Raw genomic sequence first — 14,547 nt, 5'->3', positions numbered from 1 at the left:
AATTACCTTTGGCTCGGCGCCCGCGCAATATATGGTCCCGGTGAAATCTACAGGGGACATGAGCCATGAAAGACATTCTTTCCGAGCTGGAAGACCGCCGCGAGGACGCGCGGCTGGGCGGCGGCCAGCGCCGCATCGACGCACAGCATGGGCGCGGCAAGCTGACAGCCCGCGAACGGATCGAGCTGCTGCTGGACGAGGGCAGCTTCGAAGAGTTTGACATGTTCATCTCCCACCGCTGCACCGATTTCGGCATGGAAAACAACCGCCCGGCCGGTGACGGCGTGGTCACAGGCTGGGGCACCATCAACGGCCGCCAGGTCTATGTGTTCTCCCAGGACTTCACCGTGCTGGGCGGTTCGGTTTCCGCCACCCACGCCCAGAAGATCTGCAAGATCATGGATATGGCGGTGCAGAACGGCGCGCCGGTGATCGGCATCAACGACTCGGGCGGTGCCCGTATCCAGGAAGGCGTCGATGCGCTGGCCGGTTACGCCGAGATTTTCCAGCGCAACATCATGGCCTCCGGCGTGATCCCGCAGATCTCCGTCATCATGGGGCCGTGCGCCGGCGGCGCGGTCTATTCGCCCGCGATGACCGACTTCATCTTCATGGTCAAGGACACGTCCTACATGTTCGTGACCGGCCCCGACGTTGTGAAAACCGTGACCAACGAAGTGGTCACGGCTGAGGAACTGGGCGGCGCCTCCACCCACACCCGCAAATCCTCCGTCGCCGACGGCGCCTTTGAAAATGACGTCGAGGCGCTGGCCGAGGTCCGCCGCCTGGTCGACTTCCTGCCCTTGAACAACCGCGAAAAACCGCCGGTGCGCCCGTTCTTCGACCAGCCGGGCCGGATCGAGGAAAGCCTGGACACCCTGATCCCGGAAAACCCCAACAGCCCCTACGACATGAAGGAGCTGATCACCAAGGTTGCGGACGAGGGCGACTTCTACGAAATCCAGGAAGATTTCGCCAAGAACATCATCACCGGCTTCATCCGGCTTGAGGGCCAGACCGTCGGCGTCGTCGCCAACCAGCCGATGGTGCTGGCTGGCTGCCTCGACATCGACTCCAGCCGCAAGGCCGCCCGTTTCGTGCGTTTCTGCGACTGTTTCGAAATCCCGATCCTGACCTTCGTCGACGTGCCGGGCTTCCTGCCGGGCACCTCCCAGGAATACGGCGGCGTCATCAAGCACGGCGCCAAGCTGCTGTTCGCCTACGGCGAAGCCACCGTGCCGAAGGTCACCGTGATCACCCGCAAGGCCTATGGCGGCGCCTATGACGTGATGGCCTCCAAACACCTGCGCGGCGATTTCAACTATGCCTGGCCGACCGCGGAGATCGCGGTGATGGGCGCCAAGGGCGCCACCGAGATCATCCACCGCGCCGACCTTGGCGATGCGGACAAGATCGCGGCCCACACGGCGGACTACGAGGATCGTTTCGCCAACCCCTTCGTGGCGGCCGAACGCGGCTTCATCGACGAGGTGATCATGCCCCAGTCCACCCGCAAACGGGTCAGCCGCGCCTTTGCCTCTCTGCGGGGCAAGCAGTTGAAAAACCCGTGGAAAAAGCACGACAACATTCCGCTGTGAGTGGGTAAATGAGTGATCAGAGCGAAATTGAGGCTGTGACTTTCGGTGCAGATCGTGCGCCGCTGGAATATCTTGATTTCTTTGAGATTTCCAGCGGGTCCGATGCACGCGAAGTTATGCTTGCCGTGTTCCGCTCTGATCTTGGCAGCATTTTGAATGCTCGTGAGCCATTTCCGCAGGAAGCGGAGTCGATACGTCAAACCGTCTCTCTCATGGCGCAGCTTGCCGTTACGACTGACGCTGGCCTGCCTGACGATTATTTCGTGGAGCTCGCAGATGGGTCTGAGGCAGACTACCGGACCATTCCGCCAACCCGGCGGGTGGTGTTCGGTCTCGAAAACGAAAACTGGCAAATCGGCGATCTGATCCGGATCGAAGTGTCTGAATGACCTGCACCTCCTGGCATATCACCCGCACGGACAGCGCCTTTACGCTGTCGCGCCGCCTGCCTGCGCGTTTCGACGTGGCGGCGGAAACGGTGCTGCCCGCCGCTGATCCCCTGCGGCTGGCGCATCAGATCCGCCAGGACCTCTGGCGGCAGCTGCAGCGCTTGCGCGGCTTCGCCCCGGTGGTGGAAATCACCGCCGAAGCGCAGGGGCTGCGGGTGCGCGCGGGCGGCCAGGTGACGGGCCGGGTGCCTGCCAATGCGGCCGCACAAATTACTGAAGTTCTGGAAAATCCCGCCTGCCGCGCCCGCTGGATCCGCCATGCCGCGCGGGGGCAGGCGCGCGCGCTGCGCGATTCCCGTGCAGATGCGAAGGATTCGCATAGATTCGCGGCAAAAATTGACATGGAGGCCGAATCAGCGTCATGATCCGCGCCAGCCGATATCAGACAGCGCGCGCCACTTGCGCAGCGCCTGCAGCTCCGGCCGGAGGAGCCTGGTTCGCCAGGGGCCGGGGCTGCGGATATCTGGCCGCCATCCCCTGTGCCTTCTGTGCCCTGGCCGCCGCAGCGGCGGATGCGATTGCCGTGCCCTCGGGCCAGACCGTGACGCTGGCAGAGGTGCTCTTGGACGACGCCCCCGGCCAGCTTGGGGAAACCTGGGCGCGGTTCCGCTTCCTGGCGCCGCAGATCGCCCGCGGAACCGGCACTGTCAGCTATGAGGCTGCGGCCCCCGACATGGACCACCTCTGCGGCTCCATCGCGCTGCCTTATCTGGCCGAGCACGGGCTGGCGCCTGCGCGGGTGGTGATCTCGCTCTCCGACCGGATGGTGCCCTTTGGCGCCCAGGACCCCGCTGCGACGCAGTATTTCGAAGCCTACCGCCCCGAGGGCGCGGCCTGCATGTGGGAGGCTTTCTGATGCATCCACAATATCTTGCGGACCATGAGCAGGACCGGCGGATTCTTGCGGCATTGCAGCCACAGCGCCGCCGATTGCAGCGATTTGCATGTGACTTGGCGGCAAACCCGGCTATCCTTGGCGCGGGCAGTCACAAGGCTGCCTTCGCATTGAGGTTGAGGCACGCGGACGGCGCAGCCGCCGCAGGTTTCACACATTTTATCAGGAGACAGAAATGTCCAAGAGCATCAAGCTTCTCGCCCTGGCCGGCCTGCTGGCCGCCGTCACCGCCTGCGCCCAGCAGGAAGAAGAATTCGTCGTTGTCGAGCCGGTCTCCGAAGAGCCGGTATTCACCGGCAAGTACAACTAATCACTTCAGGGGTCCGGCCCTGCGGCCGGCCCCCGCCGCCCCGTGGGGTGCCGGACCGGAGGCACCCAAATGCTGAAACACCGCGGGTTCCCGGGCCGTATGCCCGGCACTGATTTTCAATTCACCATCCGCCGCCCCAACCCTAAAGGGGTGACGCCGCTGATCCGGCGCGAGCGCTTCCGCGACCGCAAGAACGTCGACAAGCGTGTCGACCAGATGTTCATGCAGTCCCTGTGGGAGCATTTCGGCGACCAGCCGTTTGAGCGCGGCAACCTGGATGCAGGCCGCCTTAGCTGGCTGTTCGGCCGCGAGGTGATCCCGGCCGAGGATCCGTTTGATCCCGAAAGCTACGAGGCGCTGCTGGTCATTGACGAGGCGGTTGCCCGCGCCTCTTTCCCGGAAGCGTTTGACTGATGGCGCGGCCCCGGACGCATATCAGGGTCCAGGCGGCGCGGGTCTCCGCGCGCGGCCTTGCCCGGCGTCCGGGGCGCCGCTGTGCGGCCCGGCTGGCGGCCGCCCGCAATTTCGGCGTGAACTTGCACATGGCCTTTCCGGTTCAGCAGGAATCTGCCCAAATCCGCGGCCTTGGATTTCACGGGCTTACAGGGGCATCCGCAGAGTGCATCGTGGGTCAAGCAGCGCAGCCACGCTGCTGTGCCGAGCATCTGTTCCGGCCCCTTCGCCTGAACGGGCAGGTCCGCGACCCCATCCGCGGCCTGCCCGTCTTTTACCCCTTTCAGGCACCGGCGGAAGCTTGCCGTATGCCCCCCCTGATGCGGCAAGCGTCCGCCGAACCGGCAGCCGGTTTCCATGCAGCGTTGCGCGGGGCTTGCAAGCCTGCAATTCCGGCCCGGACAAAAGCGTCCCCGGAAGAAGGATACTGGACATGCGGGCAAAAACTCTCATCGCGGCGCTCTCGCTCTGCGGCTTCGCGGCGGCTTGCGGTGACACCACCGGCGAGCGCGTCGTTTACGGCGCAGGCGCAGGCGCTCTTGGCGCCGCTGTGCTTGATGCCAACCTGGTCACCGGCGCAGCCGTCGGCGTGGCCGCAAACCTGGTCTACTGCCAGCAAAATCCCCGCAAGTGCTGAGGCCCCGGCCGCAGCTCTGACCCTCCGGTCCGCAGGGGCCGCACATCATATCGCGCAAACGCCGTGCCCGGGTTTCCCCCGGGTGCGGCGTTTTGCATTCCGGAATACCAAGGAACAAGGGACTGCCTATGTTTGATAAGATCCTGATCGCCAACCGGGGCGAGATCGCCTGCCGCGTGATCAAAACCGCGCGGAAAATGGGTGTCAAGACCGTTGCCATCTACTCCGACGCCGACAAGCAGGCTCTGCATGTGCAGATGGCTGACGAAGCAGTCCACATCGGGCCGCCGCCCGCCAACCAGTCCTATATCGTCATCGACAAGGTGATGGAGGCAATCCGCCAGACCGGCGCGCAGGCGGTGCACCCGGGTTACGGCTTCCTGTCCGAAAACTCGAAATTCGCCGAGGCGCTGGAGGCCGAAGGCGTTGCCTTCGTCGGCCCCCCGAAAGGCGCGATCGAGGCGATGGGCGACAAGATCACCTCCAAGAAAATCGCCCAGGAGGCAGGCGTCTCCACCGTGCCCGGCTACATGGGCCTGATTGCCGACGCGGACGAGGCGGTGAAGATCTCGAATGAGATCGGCTACCCGGTGATGATCAAGGCCTCCGCCGGCGGCGGCGGCAAGGGCATGCGGATAGCCTGGAACGATGAAGAAGCCCGCGAAGGCTTCCAGTCCTCCAAGAACGAGGCTGCGAATTCCTTCGGCGACGACCGGATCTTCATCGAGAAATTCGTCACCCAGCCGCGCCACATCGAAATCCAGGTGCTCTGCGACAAGCACGGCAACGGCATCTACCTGGGCGAGCGCGAATGCTCGATCCAGCGCCGCAACCAGAAAGTTGTCGAAGAGGCGCCGTCGCCGTTCCTCGACGAGGAGACCCGCAAGGCGATGGGCGAGCAGGCCGTCGCGCTGGCCAAGGCGGTGGGCTATTCCTCTGCCGGCACCGTGGAATTCATCGTCGACGGCGACAAGAACTTCTATTTCCTGGAAATGAACACCCGCCTGCAGGTGGAGCACCCGGTCACCGAGCTGATCACCGGCGTCGACCTGGTGGAGCAGATGATCCGCGTCGCCGACGGGGCAGAGCTGCCGCTGCGCCAGGAGGACGTGAAGCTCACCGGCTGGGCCATCGAGAACCGCCTCTATGCCGAAGATCCCTACCGCGGCTTCCTGCCCTCGATCGGCCGCCTGTCGCGCTACCGCCCGCCGGCGGAAACCGCCGCAGGCCCGATGCTGGTGAACGGCAAATGGCAGGGCGACGCCCCCGCAGGCGAGACCGCGGTGCGCAACGATACCGGCGTCTATGAGGGCGGCGAGATCTCGATGTACTACGACCCGATGATCGCCAAGCTGTGCACCTGGGCGCCGACCCGCGAGGATGCGATCGACGCCATGCGGACCGCCCTCGACAGCTTCGAGGTGGAGGGCATCGGCCACAACCTGCCGTTCCTGTCGGCGGTGATGGACCACCCGAAGTTCATCTCCGGCGACATGACCACTGCCTTCATCGCTGAGGAGTACCCGGACGGCTTCGAAGGCGTCGAGCTGCACAGCGACGACCTGCGCAAGATCGCTGCCGCCTGCGCCGCGATGCACCGGGTTGCCGAAATCCGCCGCACCCGCGTGTCGGGCCGGATGGACAACCACGAGCGCAAGGTCGGCACCGACTGGGTTGTCACCCTGCAGGGCCAGTCCTTCGCCGTGGTGATCGACGCCGACCGCGAAGGCGCAACCGTCAACTTCGAGGGCGGCGGCAGCTACCGCGTCACCTCCGACTGGACCCCGGGCGACCAGCTGGCGACCGTGAACGTGAACGGCGAGACCCTGGTGCTGAAGACCGGCAAGGTGACCCAGGGCTTCCGCATCCGCTCCCGCGGCGCCGACCTGCAGGTCAAGGTGCGCACCCCGCGCCAGGCCGAACTGGCCGCGCTGATGCCGGAAAAGGTTGCGCCCGACACGTCCAAGATGCTGCTCTGCCCGATGCCCGGCCTCATTGTGAAGGTCGATGTCGAAGTGGGGCAGGAGGTCCAGGAGGGCCAGGCGCTCTGCACCGTCGAGGCGATGAAGATGGAAAACATCCTGCGCGCCGAGAAGAAGGGCGTGGTGTCCAAGATCAACGCAAGCGCCGGCGACAGCCTGGCGGTTGATGAAGTGATCATGGAATTCGAATAATGCAGCTTGGGGCAGGCGCATATGCACGCGGGCAGGCGGGTTTTCCCGCCCCCGCAGCCGTGCCTGCCCCGCACCGCATGGTGCCGTGCACCAAATCTTCAGTTTTTTCTGCGACACTGGCGCCGTTTGACGACCCCAAGGTGCCGCATGACCCGTCTTCTCGCCTGTCTCTTGTCCGCTCTGGCACTTTTGTCCGCCTGCGCGCTGGACAAGGAAGAGGCCCTGCGCGCCCAGCTTTCCGCCTGGGTGGAACTGGGGGAGACGTTCTTCTTCCAAAGCTCGATGAGCTGCACCGCAGCGGTGTTCCACACCGCGGAAAACCCGCGCATCACTTCGCTGGTGGACCGCGCCCGCTCGCTCAACACCGGCATGAAGATGCTGGAGGCCGGCCAGCCGGTGATGTTCGCGGTCTCCGGCAAGTCCCCCAATGCGGTGACAGAGGACATCATGTCCCGCGATCTGCCGCAGGGGCTGGGGGTTCTGAATTCGGGGCTGGCGGGCGTCAGCTGCATGACCGATCTGGTCAAATCCGTCTACTACCAGGCGATCCGCAATCCCGCCTCCAGCCTGGTCTTCGTGCCGGAAACCGGCGCGATGGTGGTGTTGGACAAACAGGCGATGGCGCTGATCTACGTCCGCGGCAACGGCTGACCGGAGCTGCCGGGCGGGCTCAGCCGCCGCGCCGCTCTTCCACTTCGCGCAGCCGTTCCGGGAACTTGTCGATGGTGCGGGACAGCTCGCGCACCGTCCAGGGGTGCGGCTTGCGCAGCTTGACGCCGCCGTCCTTGCCGACCAGCACCAGCATGAACCCGCGCGGCCGCAGCTTCTTGCGCAGGGCGGATTTGGCACCCGGATCGGTATCGGTCAGCACCACCACATCGCGCTCCTTCAGCGCCTCGATGCCCTCCATCAGCCGCTCCATCTGCTCATGGAACCGCGGGTCCTCGGGGCTGTCGGCAAACACCACCACCGGGCGGTGGGTCCACTGGAATTCGTCCAGCTCCACATCATACCCGGGCTGTATCAGTTCAGGGGCACTGCCATCCGCCGCAGCAGCCGCCAGCGGCAGGAAACCTGCCAAAACAACGCTTAGGATTGCTCTCATGATCTCTCCTGTTGTGTTGAATATATGTGCGCAGGCGGCAAATGCGACTGTGAAATCCGCAGCTTGGCGAAAAAACATTATCGTTAACGGGATAATGAGGGGTTACCGGCCATGATCGTGCCATTCCCCTTGACCGGGCTGCGGCCTGCGGCCCTCCAGCAGAGGTCCCGAAGCACGATGAAAGTGATCCTTCACACCGGCGCGCACCGCTGCGCCACCACTTCGTTTCAGGAATACATGCGCCAGAACGCGCAGCCGCTGGCCCGCCAGGGCATCGGCTTCTGGGGGCCGCACCGCACCCGCGGCGGGCTGTTCCACGGCATCCAGCCGGGCCCGGCGCCGGCCAACGGCCGCGATCTGGTGCAGCGCGCCCAGGGGCGGCTGCAGATCCAGATGGCATCCTGCCGCGAACGGGGCGTCCAGCAGCTGCTGGTCAGCGAGGAGAACATGCTCGGCTCGGTTCGCGCCAACCTGCGCATCGGCGATCTCTACAGCGGCGCGGGAGAGCGGATGGCGCGGATGTTCCAGGCCTTCGGCGGCGCGGTCACGGATGCGGCGCTCTCGATCCGCAGCCTCGACAGCTACTGGACCTCGGCGCTGGCCTATGCGGTGGCGCGCGGCCACAAGCTGCCGTCCGCGGGTGGCCTCGAACGGCTGGCGCAGGCGCCGCGCAGCTGGCGCGACGTGATCACCGACATCGCCTGCGCGATGCCCGGCGTGCGCTTGCACGTGCTGCCGTTCGAAACCTTCGGCTCCCGGCCCGAGGCGGCGCTGGCCGCCGTGACCGGCATCGAGGCGCCGCGCACCCATGCCCGGGTGCGCCTAAACGCCTCGCTCTGCCTGCAGGACCTGCGCGCCAGCGTGCCGTCCGCTGTGGCGGCAGACCTGCCGCAGGGCAGCGGCCGCTGGCGCCCCTTCGACGACGCGCAAACAGCCTCCCTGCGCGAGGCGTATGCCGACGACATCATGTGGCTGGCGGCCGGGGCGGACGGCCTCGCAACGCTGGTGCATGACCCGGATAAACAGGCGGCGGACACGAACCCGCCCGATATCGGACTGACAAGAGGAAGACCTGATGACAAACAAAGACGAATGGCGGGCTCTGGCTGAGAAAGAGCTGCGCGGACGGGCGGTCGACGACCTCAACTGGCAGACGCTGGAAGGCATCGAGGTCAAGCCGCTCTATACCGAAGACGACACCCGGGATCTGCCCCACATGGGCACGCTGCCCGGTTTCGGCCCCTTCACCCGCGGGGTGAAGGCCACCATGTACGCAGGCCGCCCCTGGACCATCCGCCAGTATGCGGGCTTCTCCACGGCGGAGGAATCCAACGCCTTCTACCGCCGCAACCTGGCCGCGGGCCAGCAGGGCGTCTCGGTCGCCTTCGACCTCGCCACCCACCGCGGCTATGACAGCGACCACCCGCGCGTGGTCGGCGATGTCGGCAAGGCCGGCGTTGCCATCGACAGCGTCGAGGACATGAAGATCCTGTTCGACGGCATCCCGCTCGACAAGGTCTCGGTCTCGATGACCATGAACGGCGCGGTGATCCCGGTGCTGGCCTCCTTCATCGTCGCGGGCGAGGAGCAGGGCCACGACCGGTCGGTCCTTGCGGGCACCATCCAGAACGACATCCTCAAGGAGTTCATGGTCCGCAACACCTACATCTATCCGCCGAAACCCTCGATGCGGATCATCTCGGACATTATTGAGTACACCTCGAACGAGATGCCCAAGTTCAACTCCATCTCGATCTCCGGCTATCACATGCAGGAGGCCGGCGCGAACCTGGTGCAGGAGCTGGCCTATACCATCGCGGACGGGCGCGAATACGTGCGTGCCGCTTTGGACGCCGGCATGGACGTGGACAAATTCGCAGGGCGTCTGAGCTTCTTCTTTGCGATCGGCATGAACTTCTTCATGGAAATCGCCAAGCTGCGCGCCGCCCGCACCCTGTGGCACCGGGTGATGACCGAATTCGGCGCCAAGTCCGAACGCTCCAAGATGCTGCGCACCCACTGCCAGACCTCTGGCGTTTCGCTGCAGGAGCAGGATCCCTACAACAACGTGATCCGCACCGCCTATGAGGCGATGTCGGCGGTGCTTGGCGGCACCCAGTCGTTGCACACCAACGCGCTGGACGAGGCCATCGCGCTGCCCACCGACTTCTCCGCCCGCATTGCCCGCAACACCCAGCTGGTGCTGCAGGAGGAAACCGGCGTCACCAATGTGGTCGACCCGCTGGCCGGCTCCTACTACATCGAAAGCCTGACGGCTGAGCTGGTGGAGAAGGCCTGGGCGCTGATGGAAGAGGTCGAGGAAATGGGCGGCATGACCAAAGCCGTCGAGAGCGGCATGCCCAAGCTGCGCATCGAGGAATCGGCTGCCCGCCGCCAGGCGATGATCGACCGCGGCGAAGAGGTGGTCGTCGGCGTCAACAAGTACCGCAAGGACAAGGAAGACCCGATCGACATCCTCGACGTCGACAACCACGCGGTGCGCGACGCCCAGATCGCCCGCCTGCAGAAGATGCGCGAGACCCGCGACGAGGCCGCCTGCCAGGCGGCGCTCGATGAACTGACCCGCCGCGCCAAGGACGGCAGCGGCAACCTGCTGGAAGCAGCTGTCGAAGCCGCCCGCGCGCGGGCCTCAGTCGGAGAGATCTCCATGGCGATGGAAAAGGAATTCGGCCGCCACCGCGCCGAGGTGAAAACCCTGGCCGGCGTTTACGGCGCCGCCTATGAGGGCGACGAGGGCTTTGCCGCGATCCAGAAATCGATCGAGGAATTCGCCGAGGAAGAAGGCCGCCGCCCGCGTTTGCTGGTGGTCAAGATGGGCCAGGACGGCCACGACCGCGGCGCCAAGGTGATCGCAACCGCCTTTGCCGACATCGGTTTCGACGTTGACGTCGGCCCCTTGTTCCAGACCCCGGAGGAGGCCGCCCAGGACGCCATCGACAACGACGTCCACGTGATCGGCATCTCCAGCCAGGCCGCGGGCCACAAGACGCTGGCGCCGCAGCTGGTCGAGGCGCTGAAAGCGGAAGGCGCAGGCGACATCATCGTGATCTGCGGCGGGGTGATCCCGCAGCAGGACTACGAGTTCCTGTACTCCAAGGGCGTCAAGGCGATCTTCGGCCCCGGCACCAACATCCCGGAAGCGGCCCAGGACATCCTGCGCCTGATCCGCGAAGCCCGCACCTAAGCAAGCACAGCATCTGCGGGGCAGGGGAGGCTCTCCCGCACCCGCAGGTGCCCGCCCTCCGGGCCGCCCCCTTGGCGGCTTTGGGTCCGGCAGCCCGCCCCGATGGGGCGGGCTGCCTGCATCGCGCGGAGGCGCGATGCCGCGCCCAACCGGCAAGGATGTGCTGCAGGCACAGGCAGCGCCGGGCGGGAGCGCCTGTTTTTCAAAAATGTGATGCCGCCAGCCGCAGCTTTCCGCCGGGGCCGCCGCGGCTCGGCTTGGCAAACCGGTGGCGCGGTGGTTGAGTGGCGCCATGCTGCGATCCAAACGCCCCCAGATATTGACCGGCATGGCCCTCGGCGCCCTTTGGGGCGTGCTGATCATCGGCCTGCCGCAATGGCTGGGCCTGCCCTATATCCCGGCGCCCATTGCCTTGCCCGGCGCCTTCCTCACGCCGGGGCTGGTGCTGGCGCTGATGATCGGCCGTCTGGCCCAGCGGCGGTTCTTCGATGATGCCATCATCGACGGAGAGCCTTTTGCGCCCGGCTCCGCGGCAGAAACCGATCAGCGGGTGCTTACCAACACGGTGGAGCAGCTGGTGCTGGCGCTGGCCATCTGGCCGTTTGCCGCCGTCACCCTGGGCGGCGCCGTGGCCATCGCCCTCGGCCTTTCCTTCGCGCTGATGCGGCTGGTGTTCTGGGGCGGCTACCACCTGTCGCCGCCCTTGCGGGGGCTGGGTTTTGCCGGGACGTTTTACCCGACGGTGATTTCCGGGATCTGGGCGCTGGCGGCCTGGGCCTAGGTGAACAACTGCACGCGCCTGAAATCCCGTCTTGCGCCCCGCCGCTGTCCGGCTAGTCTCTGCGCCAAAAGGGGAGGGCGGAAATGATACTTGATCACCTCGCGGTGGCTGGCGCAACGCTGGAAGAGGCCATTGCCCACACCGAAGACGCTCTTGGCATCACCCTCGGCCCCGGTGGTTCCCATGCCCGCTATGGCACCCATAACCGGCTGATCGGGCTGGAGGACGGGCTCTATCTGGAAGCCATTGCCGTCGACCCGGACGCCCAGCCGGAAGAGCAGCCGCGCTGGTTCAACCTCGACTGCTTCACCGGCCCGGCGCGGCTCAGCAACTGGATCCTTCGCAGCCAGGATCTCGCGGCGGAGAAACCCCTGCTTCCACCCCACGCGCAGAGCCACGTGCAGATGCAGCGCGGGGATCTCCGCTGGCTGATGACGGTGCCTGCGGACGGGCTCTTGCCCTATGACAACCTGTTTCCCTCGGTCCTGCAGTGGCAGGCGGAGCCGCCTGCCGCCAGGCTGCCGCAATCACACTGCCGCCTGACCCGCCTGATCCTTAGCCACCCGGAGGCGGCGGAACTGCAAGCCGCGCTGGACCGGATCATCAGCGACCCGCGCATCCAGGTGGAGCAGGGCGCGCCCGCGATGATGGCGGAATTCGGCACGCCGCACGGGGTGAGGGTGCTCAGATGATCATCCGCCCGGCAACCGAAGCCGACTCTGAGGCCGTCTGCGCCATCGCCAACTGGGTGATCCGCGACACGCTGGCCACCTTCAACACCATTGAAAAAACGCCGGATGAGGTGCGCCGGCAGATCGCCGCCAGCAAGGGCCGGTACCTGGTGGCAGATCAGGACGGGGAGATTCTCGGCCATGCGCATTTCTTCCCGTTCCGCTCCGGCCCCGGCTACCGCTTTACGGCAGAACACACCATCCACCTGCTGCCCGCGGCGCAAGGGCAGGGCGCAGGCCGCCGGCTGATGCAGGCATTGGAGGATAAGGCCAAGGAAGCGCAGATCCACGTCCTGATCGCCAGCGTCAGCAGCGCCAATCCCGCGGCCATCGCCTTTCACGCCGCCTTGGGCTACGTGGAAACCGCCCGGATGCCGGAGCTTGGCTGCAAGAACGGCCTCTGGCTCGACACTGTTTTCATGCAGAAAATTCTGACGCCCGGTATTCCCGCCCCTGACAGTGCCGGCAATCCCGGATAGGCTGATCCCATGTCTCTCTGGACCCGCATATCCGACGCGCTGGCCGCGCTTGCCGCAGGCGAAAGCCTGACGGAGGTTTTCGACCGCCTGCGCGCGCCGCCCGAACGCACCGTGGCCTTTGCCATCGCGGTGATTGCCCTTGGCGCCAAGATGGCCAAGGCAGACGGCCAGGTCACCCGCGATGAGGTCACCGCCTTCCGCGAGGTGTTCCAGATCGCCCAGGATGACGAGGCCGGCGCCGCCCGCGTCTTCAACATGGCGCGCACCGATGTCGCGGGCTACCAGGAATACGCCCGCCGCATCCAGCGGATGTTTGCCAACGACCCCACCACGCTGTGCGACCTGATGGAGGGGCTGTTTCATATCGCCATGGCGGACGGTTTCTACCACCCCGGCGAAAACGAGTTCCTGGAGGAGGTGAGCCGCATCTTCGGCCAGACCCCGCAGCAGTTCCAGGCCCTGCGCGCCCGCTTCGTGCCGGATGCGCCCAAGGATCCCTATACGGTGCTCGGGGTCTCCCCGGACATGCCGCGGGAGGAGATCCGCAAGCACTGGCGCAAGCTGGTGCGCGACACCCACCCGGATGCGATGATCGCCCGCGGGGTGCCGGAAGAGGCGGTGCGGCTGGCGGAGAAGCGGATGATCGACATCAACCGCGCCTGGGACGAGATCAGCGGATGCGGCGGAAATGCGGTTCGCAACCTATAATATCGAATGGTTCGCCTATCTGTTCGACAAGAACGACAGGCTGATGCTGGACGGCAAGCCGTCCGGGGTGCACGGTGTTGACCGCTATACCCAGGGGCGCGCTATCGCCCATGTGCTGCGCCGCATCGATGCCGATGCGGTGATGGTGATCGAGGCGCCCAACACCGGCCGCACCCAGCGCACCACCCGCGCGCTGGAGGCCTTTGCGGCAGAGGCAGGCCTGCGCGCCCGCGAGGCGGTCAGCGGCTATCCCAACGACACCCATCAGGAAATCGCGCTGCTTTACGACCCGGATGTGCTGAACGCCCGCCACGATGCCCGTTCCAGCGGCGCCGCGCCGCGGTTCGACGGGGTGTTCGAGATCGACCTCGACGTGGATGAGCAGCTGGACCAGGTGGAATTCTCCAAGCCGCCGCTGGAGCTGGCGGTGACCACCAGGGGCGGCACCGCGCTGCGGATGATCGGCGCGCATCTGAAATCCAAGGCACCGCACGGGGCCAGAACCGCCGCAGAGATAACCGCCATGGCCATCGCCAACCGCCGCAAGCAGATGGCGCAGGCGATCTGGCTGCACCGCCGGGTGGCGGAGCATGCGGCCGCAGGCGAGCACGTGATGGTTCTGGGCGACCTCAACGACGGCCCCGGCCTTGACCAGTATGAGCGTTTGTTCGGCCAGTCCTCGGTCGAGATCGTGATGGGGGATCTGCTGAACGACCCTCACGCGCAAGGCCTGCAGCAGCCGCGCCCGGACATTCCGCCCAGCACCTCGCGGTTCTACAACGCCGAGGACAAACGGTTTATCCGGGCGCTGTTGGACTATGTGATGATCTCGCAAAGCCTGATGGCGATGCGCCCCGCATGGCGCATCTGGCATCCGTTCGAGGACGGCGAATGCTTCGCGGACGAGGACATGCGGCAGGCGCTGCTGGATGCCTCGGACCATTTTCCGGTGACGGTGGATATCGAGGTGGAGTGAGCGGGAGGGCAGTGCACCGCGCTTGCCCCTGAACACCGCGCCTTTG

Annotated in this window: 17 protein-coding genes; 16 read left to right on the top strand and 1 reads right to left on the bottom strand. The window is 65.7% G+C overall.

Features of this window, described 5'->3' with window-relative positions; genetic code table 11:
• Window positions 1-65 precede the first annotated feature (65 nt).
• The 9 genes from LHL23_RS05855 (at window position 66) to LHL23_RS05820 (ending at window position 7,167) form a co-directional block, all read left to right on the top strand.
• Window positions 66-1,598: an acyl-CoA carboxylase subunit beta gene (locus tag LHL23_RS05855; RefSeq protein ID WP_222478429.1), complete on the top strand. Its 1,533-nt coding sequence runs from the start codon at window positions 66-68 to the stop codon at window positions 1,596-1,598.
• A gap of 8 nt (window positions 1,599-1,606) precedes the next feature.
• Window positions 1,607-1,987 (top strand): hypothetical protein, encoded by a 381-nt coding sequence (locus tag LHL23_RS05850; protein ID WP_226429138.1) that lies wholly within the window; start codon window positions 1,607-1,609, stop codon window positions 1,985-1,987.
• A complete protein-coding gene (locus tag LHL23_RS05845; RefSeq protein ID WP_226429137.1) occupies window positions 1,984-2,412 on the top strand; it encodes a hypothetical protein in 429 nt (142 codons plus the stop codon). The genes LHL23_RS05850 and LHL23_RS05845 overlap by 4 nt, the downstream gene beginning before the upstream one ends.
• Window positions 2,409-2,903 carry a DUF6497 family protein gene (locus LHL23_RS05840; protein WP_226429136.1) on the top strand — a complete coding sequence of 165 codons (495 nt, stop codon included), beginning with the start codon at window positions 2,409-2,411 and terminating at the stop codon, window positions 2,901-2,903. The genes LHL23_RS05845 and LHL23_RS05840 overlap by 4 nt, the downstream gene beginning before the upstream one ends.
• A gap of 214 nt (window positions 2,904-3,117) precedes the next feature.
• A complete protein-coding gene (locus tag LHL23_RS23470) occupies window positions 3,118-3,252 on the top strand; it encodes a hypothetical protein (RefSeq protein ID WP_260015408.1) in 135 nt (44 codons plus the stop codon).
• Between the two features lie 69 nt (window positions 3,253-3,321).
• Window positions 3,322-3,666: a hypothetical protein gene (locus LHL23_RS05835; protein WP_226429135.1), complete on the top strand. Its 345-nt coding sequence runs from the start codon at window positions 3,322-3,324 to the stop codon at window positions 3,664-3,666.
• 472 nt (window positions 3,667-4,138) lie between these two features.
• On the top strand, window positions 4,139-4,342 hold the full coding sequence (locus LHL23_RS05830) for a hypothetical protein (protein WP_222478437.1): 204 nt from the start codon (window positions 4,139-4,141) through the stop codon (window positions 4,340-4,342).
• A gap of 128 nt (window positions 4,343-4,470) precedes the next feature.
• The gene (locus tag LHL23_RS05825) at window positions 4,471-6,516 is read left to right on the top strand and encodes an acetyl-CoA carboxylase biotin carboxylase subunit (protein WP_226429134.1); all 2,046 of its coding nucleotides are present in this window, start codon (window positions 4,471-4,473) and stop codon (window positions 6,514-6,516) included.
• A gap of 147 nt (window positions 6,517-6,663) precedes the next feature.
• On the top strand, window positions 6,664-7,167 hold the full coding sequence (locus LHL23_RS05820) for a hypothetical protein (RefSeq protein WP_222478441.1): 504 nt from the start codon (window positions 6,664-6,666) through the stop codon (window positions 7,165-7,167).
• Between the two features lie 19 nt (window positions 7,168-7,186).
• Here LHL23_RS05820 and LHL23_RS05815 read toward each other — a convergent pair whose 3' ends face one another.
• Window positions 7,187-7,621 (bottom strand): DUF4174 domain-containing protein, encoded by a 435-nt coding sequence (locus LHL23_RS05815; protein WP_226429133.1) that lies wholly within the window; start codon window positions 7,619-7,621, stop codon window positions 7,187-7,189.
• A gap of 177 nt (window positions 7,622-7,798) precedes the next feature.
• On the opposite strand from LHL23_RS05815, the gene LHL23_RS05810 reads away from it, so the two are divergent.
• The 7 genes from LHL23_RS05810 (at window position 7,799) to LHL23_RS05780 (ending at window position 14,501) form a co-directional block, all read left to right on the top strand.
• Window positions 7,799-8,731 carry a hypothetical protein gene (locus LHL23_RS05810; protein WP_226429132.1) on the top strand — a complete coding sequence of 311 codons (933 nt, stop codon included), beginning with the start codon at window positions 7,799-7,801 and terminating at the stop codon, window positions 8,729-8,731.
• Entirely contained in the window at window positions 8,697-10,826 is a 2,130-nt protein-coding gene (gene scpA, locus LHL23_RS05805; protein WP_222478447.1) for a methylmalonyl-CoA mutase, read from the top strand. Before LHL23_RS05810 ends, scpA begins: the two co-directional genes overlap by 35 nt.
• A gap of 292 nt (window positions 10,827-11,118) precedes the next feature.
• Window positions 11,119-11,607: an MAPEG family protein gene (locus LHL23_RS05800; RefSeq protein WP_226429131.1), complete on the top strand. Its 489-nt coding sequence runs from the start codon at window positions 11,119-11,121 to the stop codon at window positions 11,605-11,607.
• Between the two features lie 83 nt (window positions 11,608-11,690).
• On the top strand, window positions 11,691-12,299 hold the full coding sequence (locus LHL23_RS05795; RefSeq protein WP_226429130.1) for a VOC family protein: 609 nt from the start codon (window positions 11,691-11,693) through the stop codon (window positions 12,297-12,299).
• The gene (locus tag LHL23_RS05790; RefSeq protein ID WP_226429129.1) at window positions 12,296-12,817 is read left to right on the top strand and encodes a GNAT family N-acetyltransferase; all 522 of its coding nucleotides are present in this window, start codon (window positions 12,296-12,298) and stop codon (window positions 12,815-12,817) included. Before LHL23_RS05795 ends, LHL23_RS05790 begins: the two co-directional genes overlap by 4 nt.
• 9 nt (window positions 12,818-12,826) lie before the next feature.
• Window positions 12,827-13,525, top strand: a complete 699-nt coding sequence (locus LHL23_RS05785) for a molecular chaperone DjiA (protein WP_222478455.1) — start codon at window positions 12,827-12,829, stop codon at window positions 13,523-13,525.
• Window positions 13,506-14,501 carry an endonuclease/exonuclease/phosphatase family protein gene (locus tag LHL23_RS05780; RefSeq protein WP_226429128.1) on the top strand — a complete coding sequence of 332 codons (996 nt, stop codon included), beginning with the start codon at window positions 13,506-13,508 and terminating at the stop codon, window positions 14,499-14,501. Before LHL23_RS05785 ends, LHL23_RS05780 begins: the two co-directional genes overlap by 20 nt.
• The last annotated feature ends 46 nt before the right edge of the window (window positions 14,502-14,547 follow it).

Origin of the sequence: Leisingera sp. McT4-56, from assembly GCF_020514995.1 — a bacterium.
GTDB lineage: Bacteria > Pseudomonadota > Alphaproteobacteria > Rhodobacterales > Rhodobacteraceae > Leisingera > Leisingera aquaemixtae_A.
Note: the sequence above shows the minus strand (reverse complement) of the source record. Positions and strands in the feature narration are given on the sequence as shown.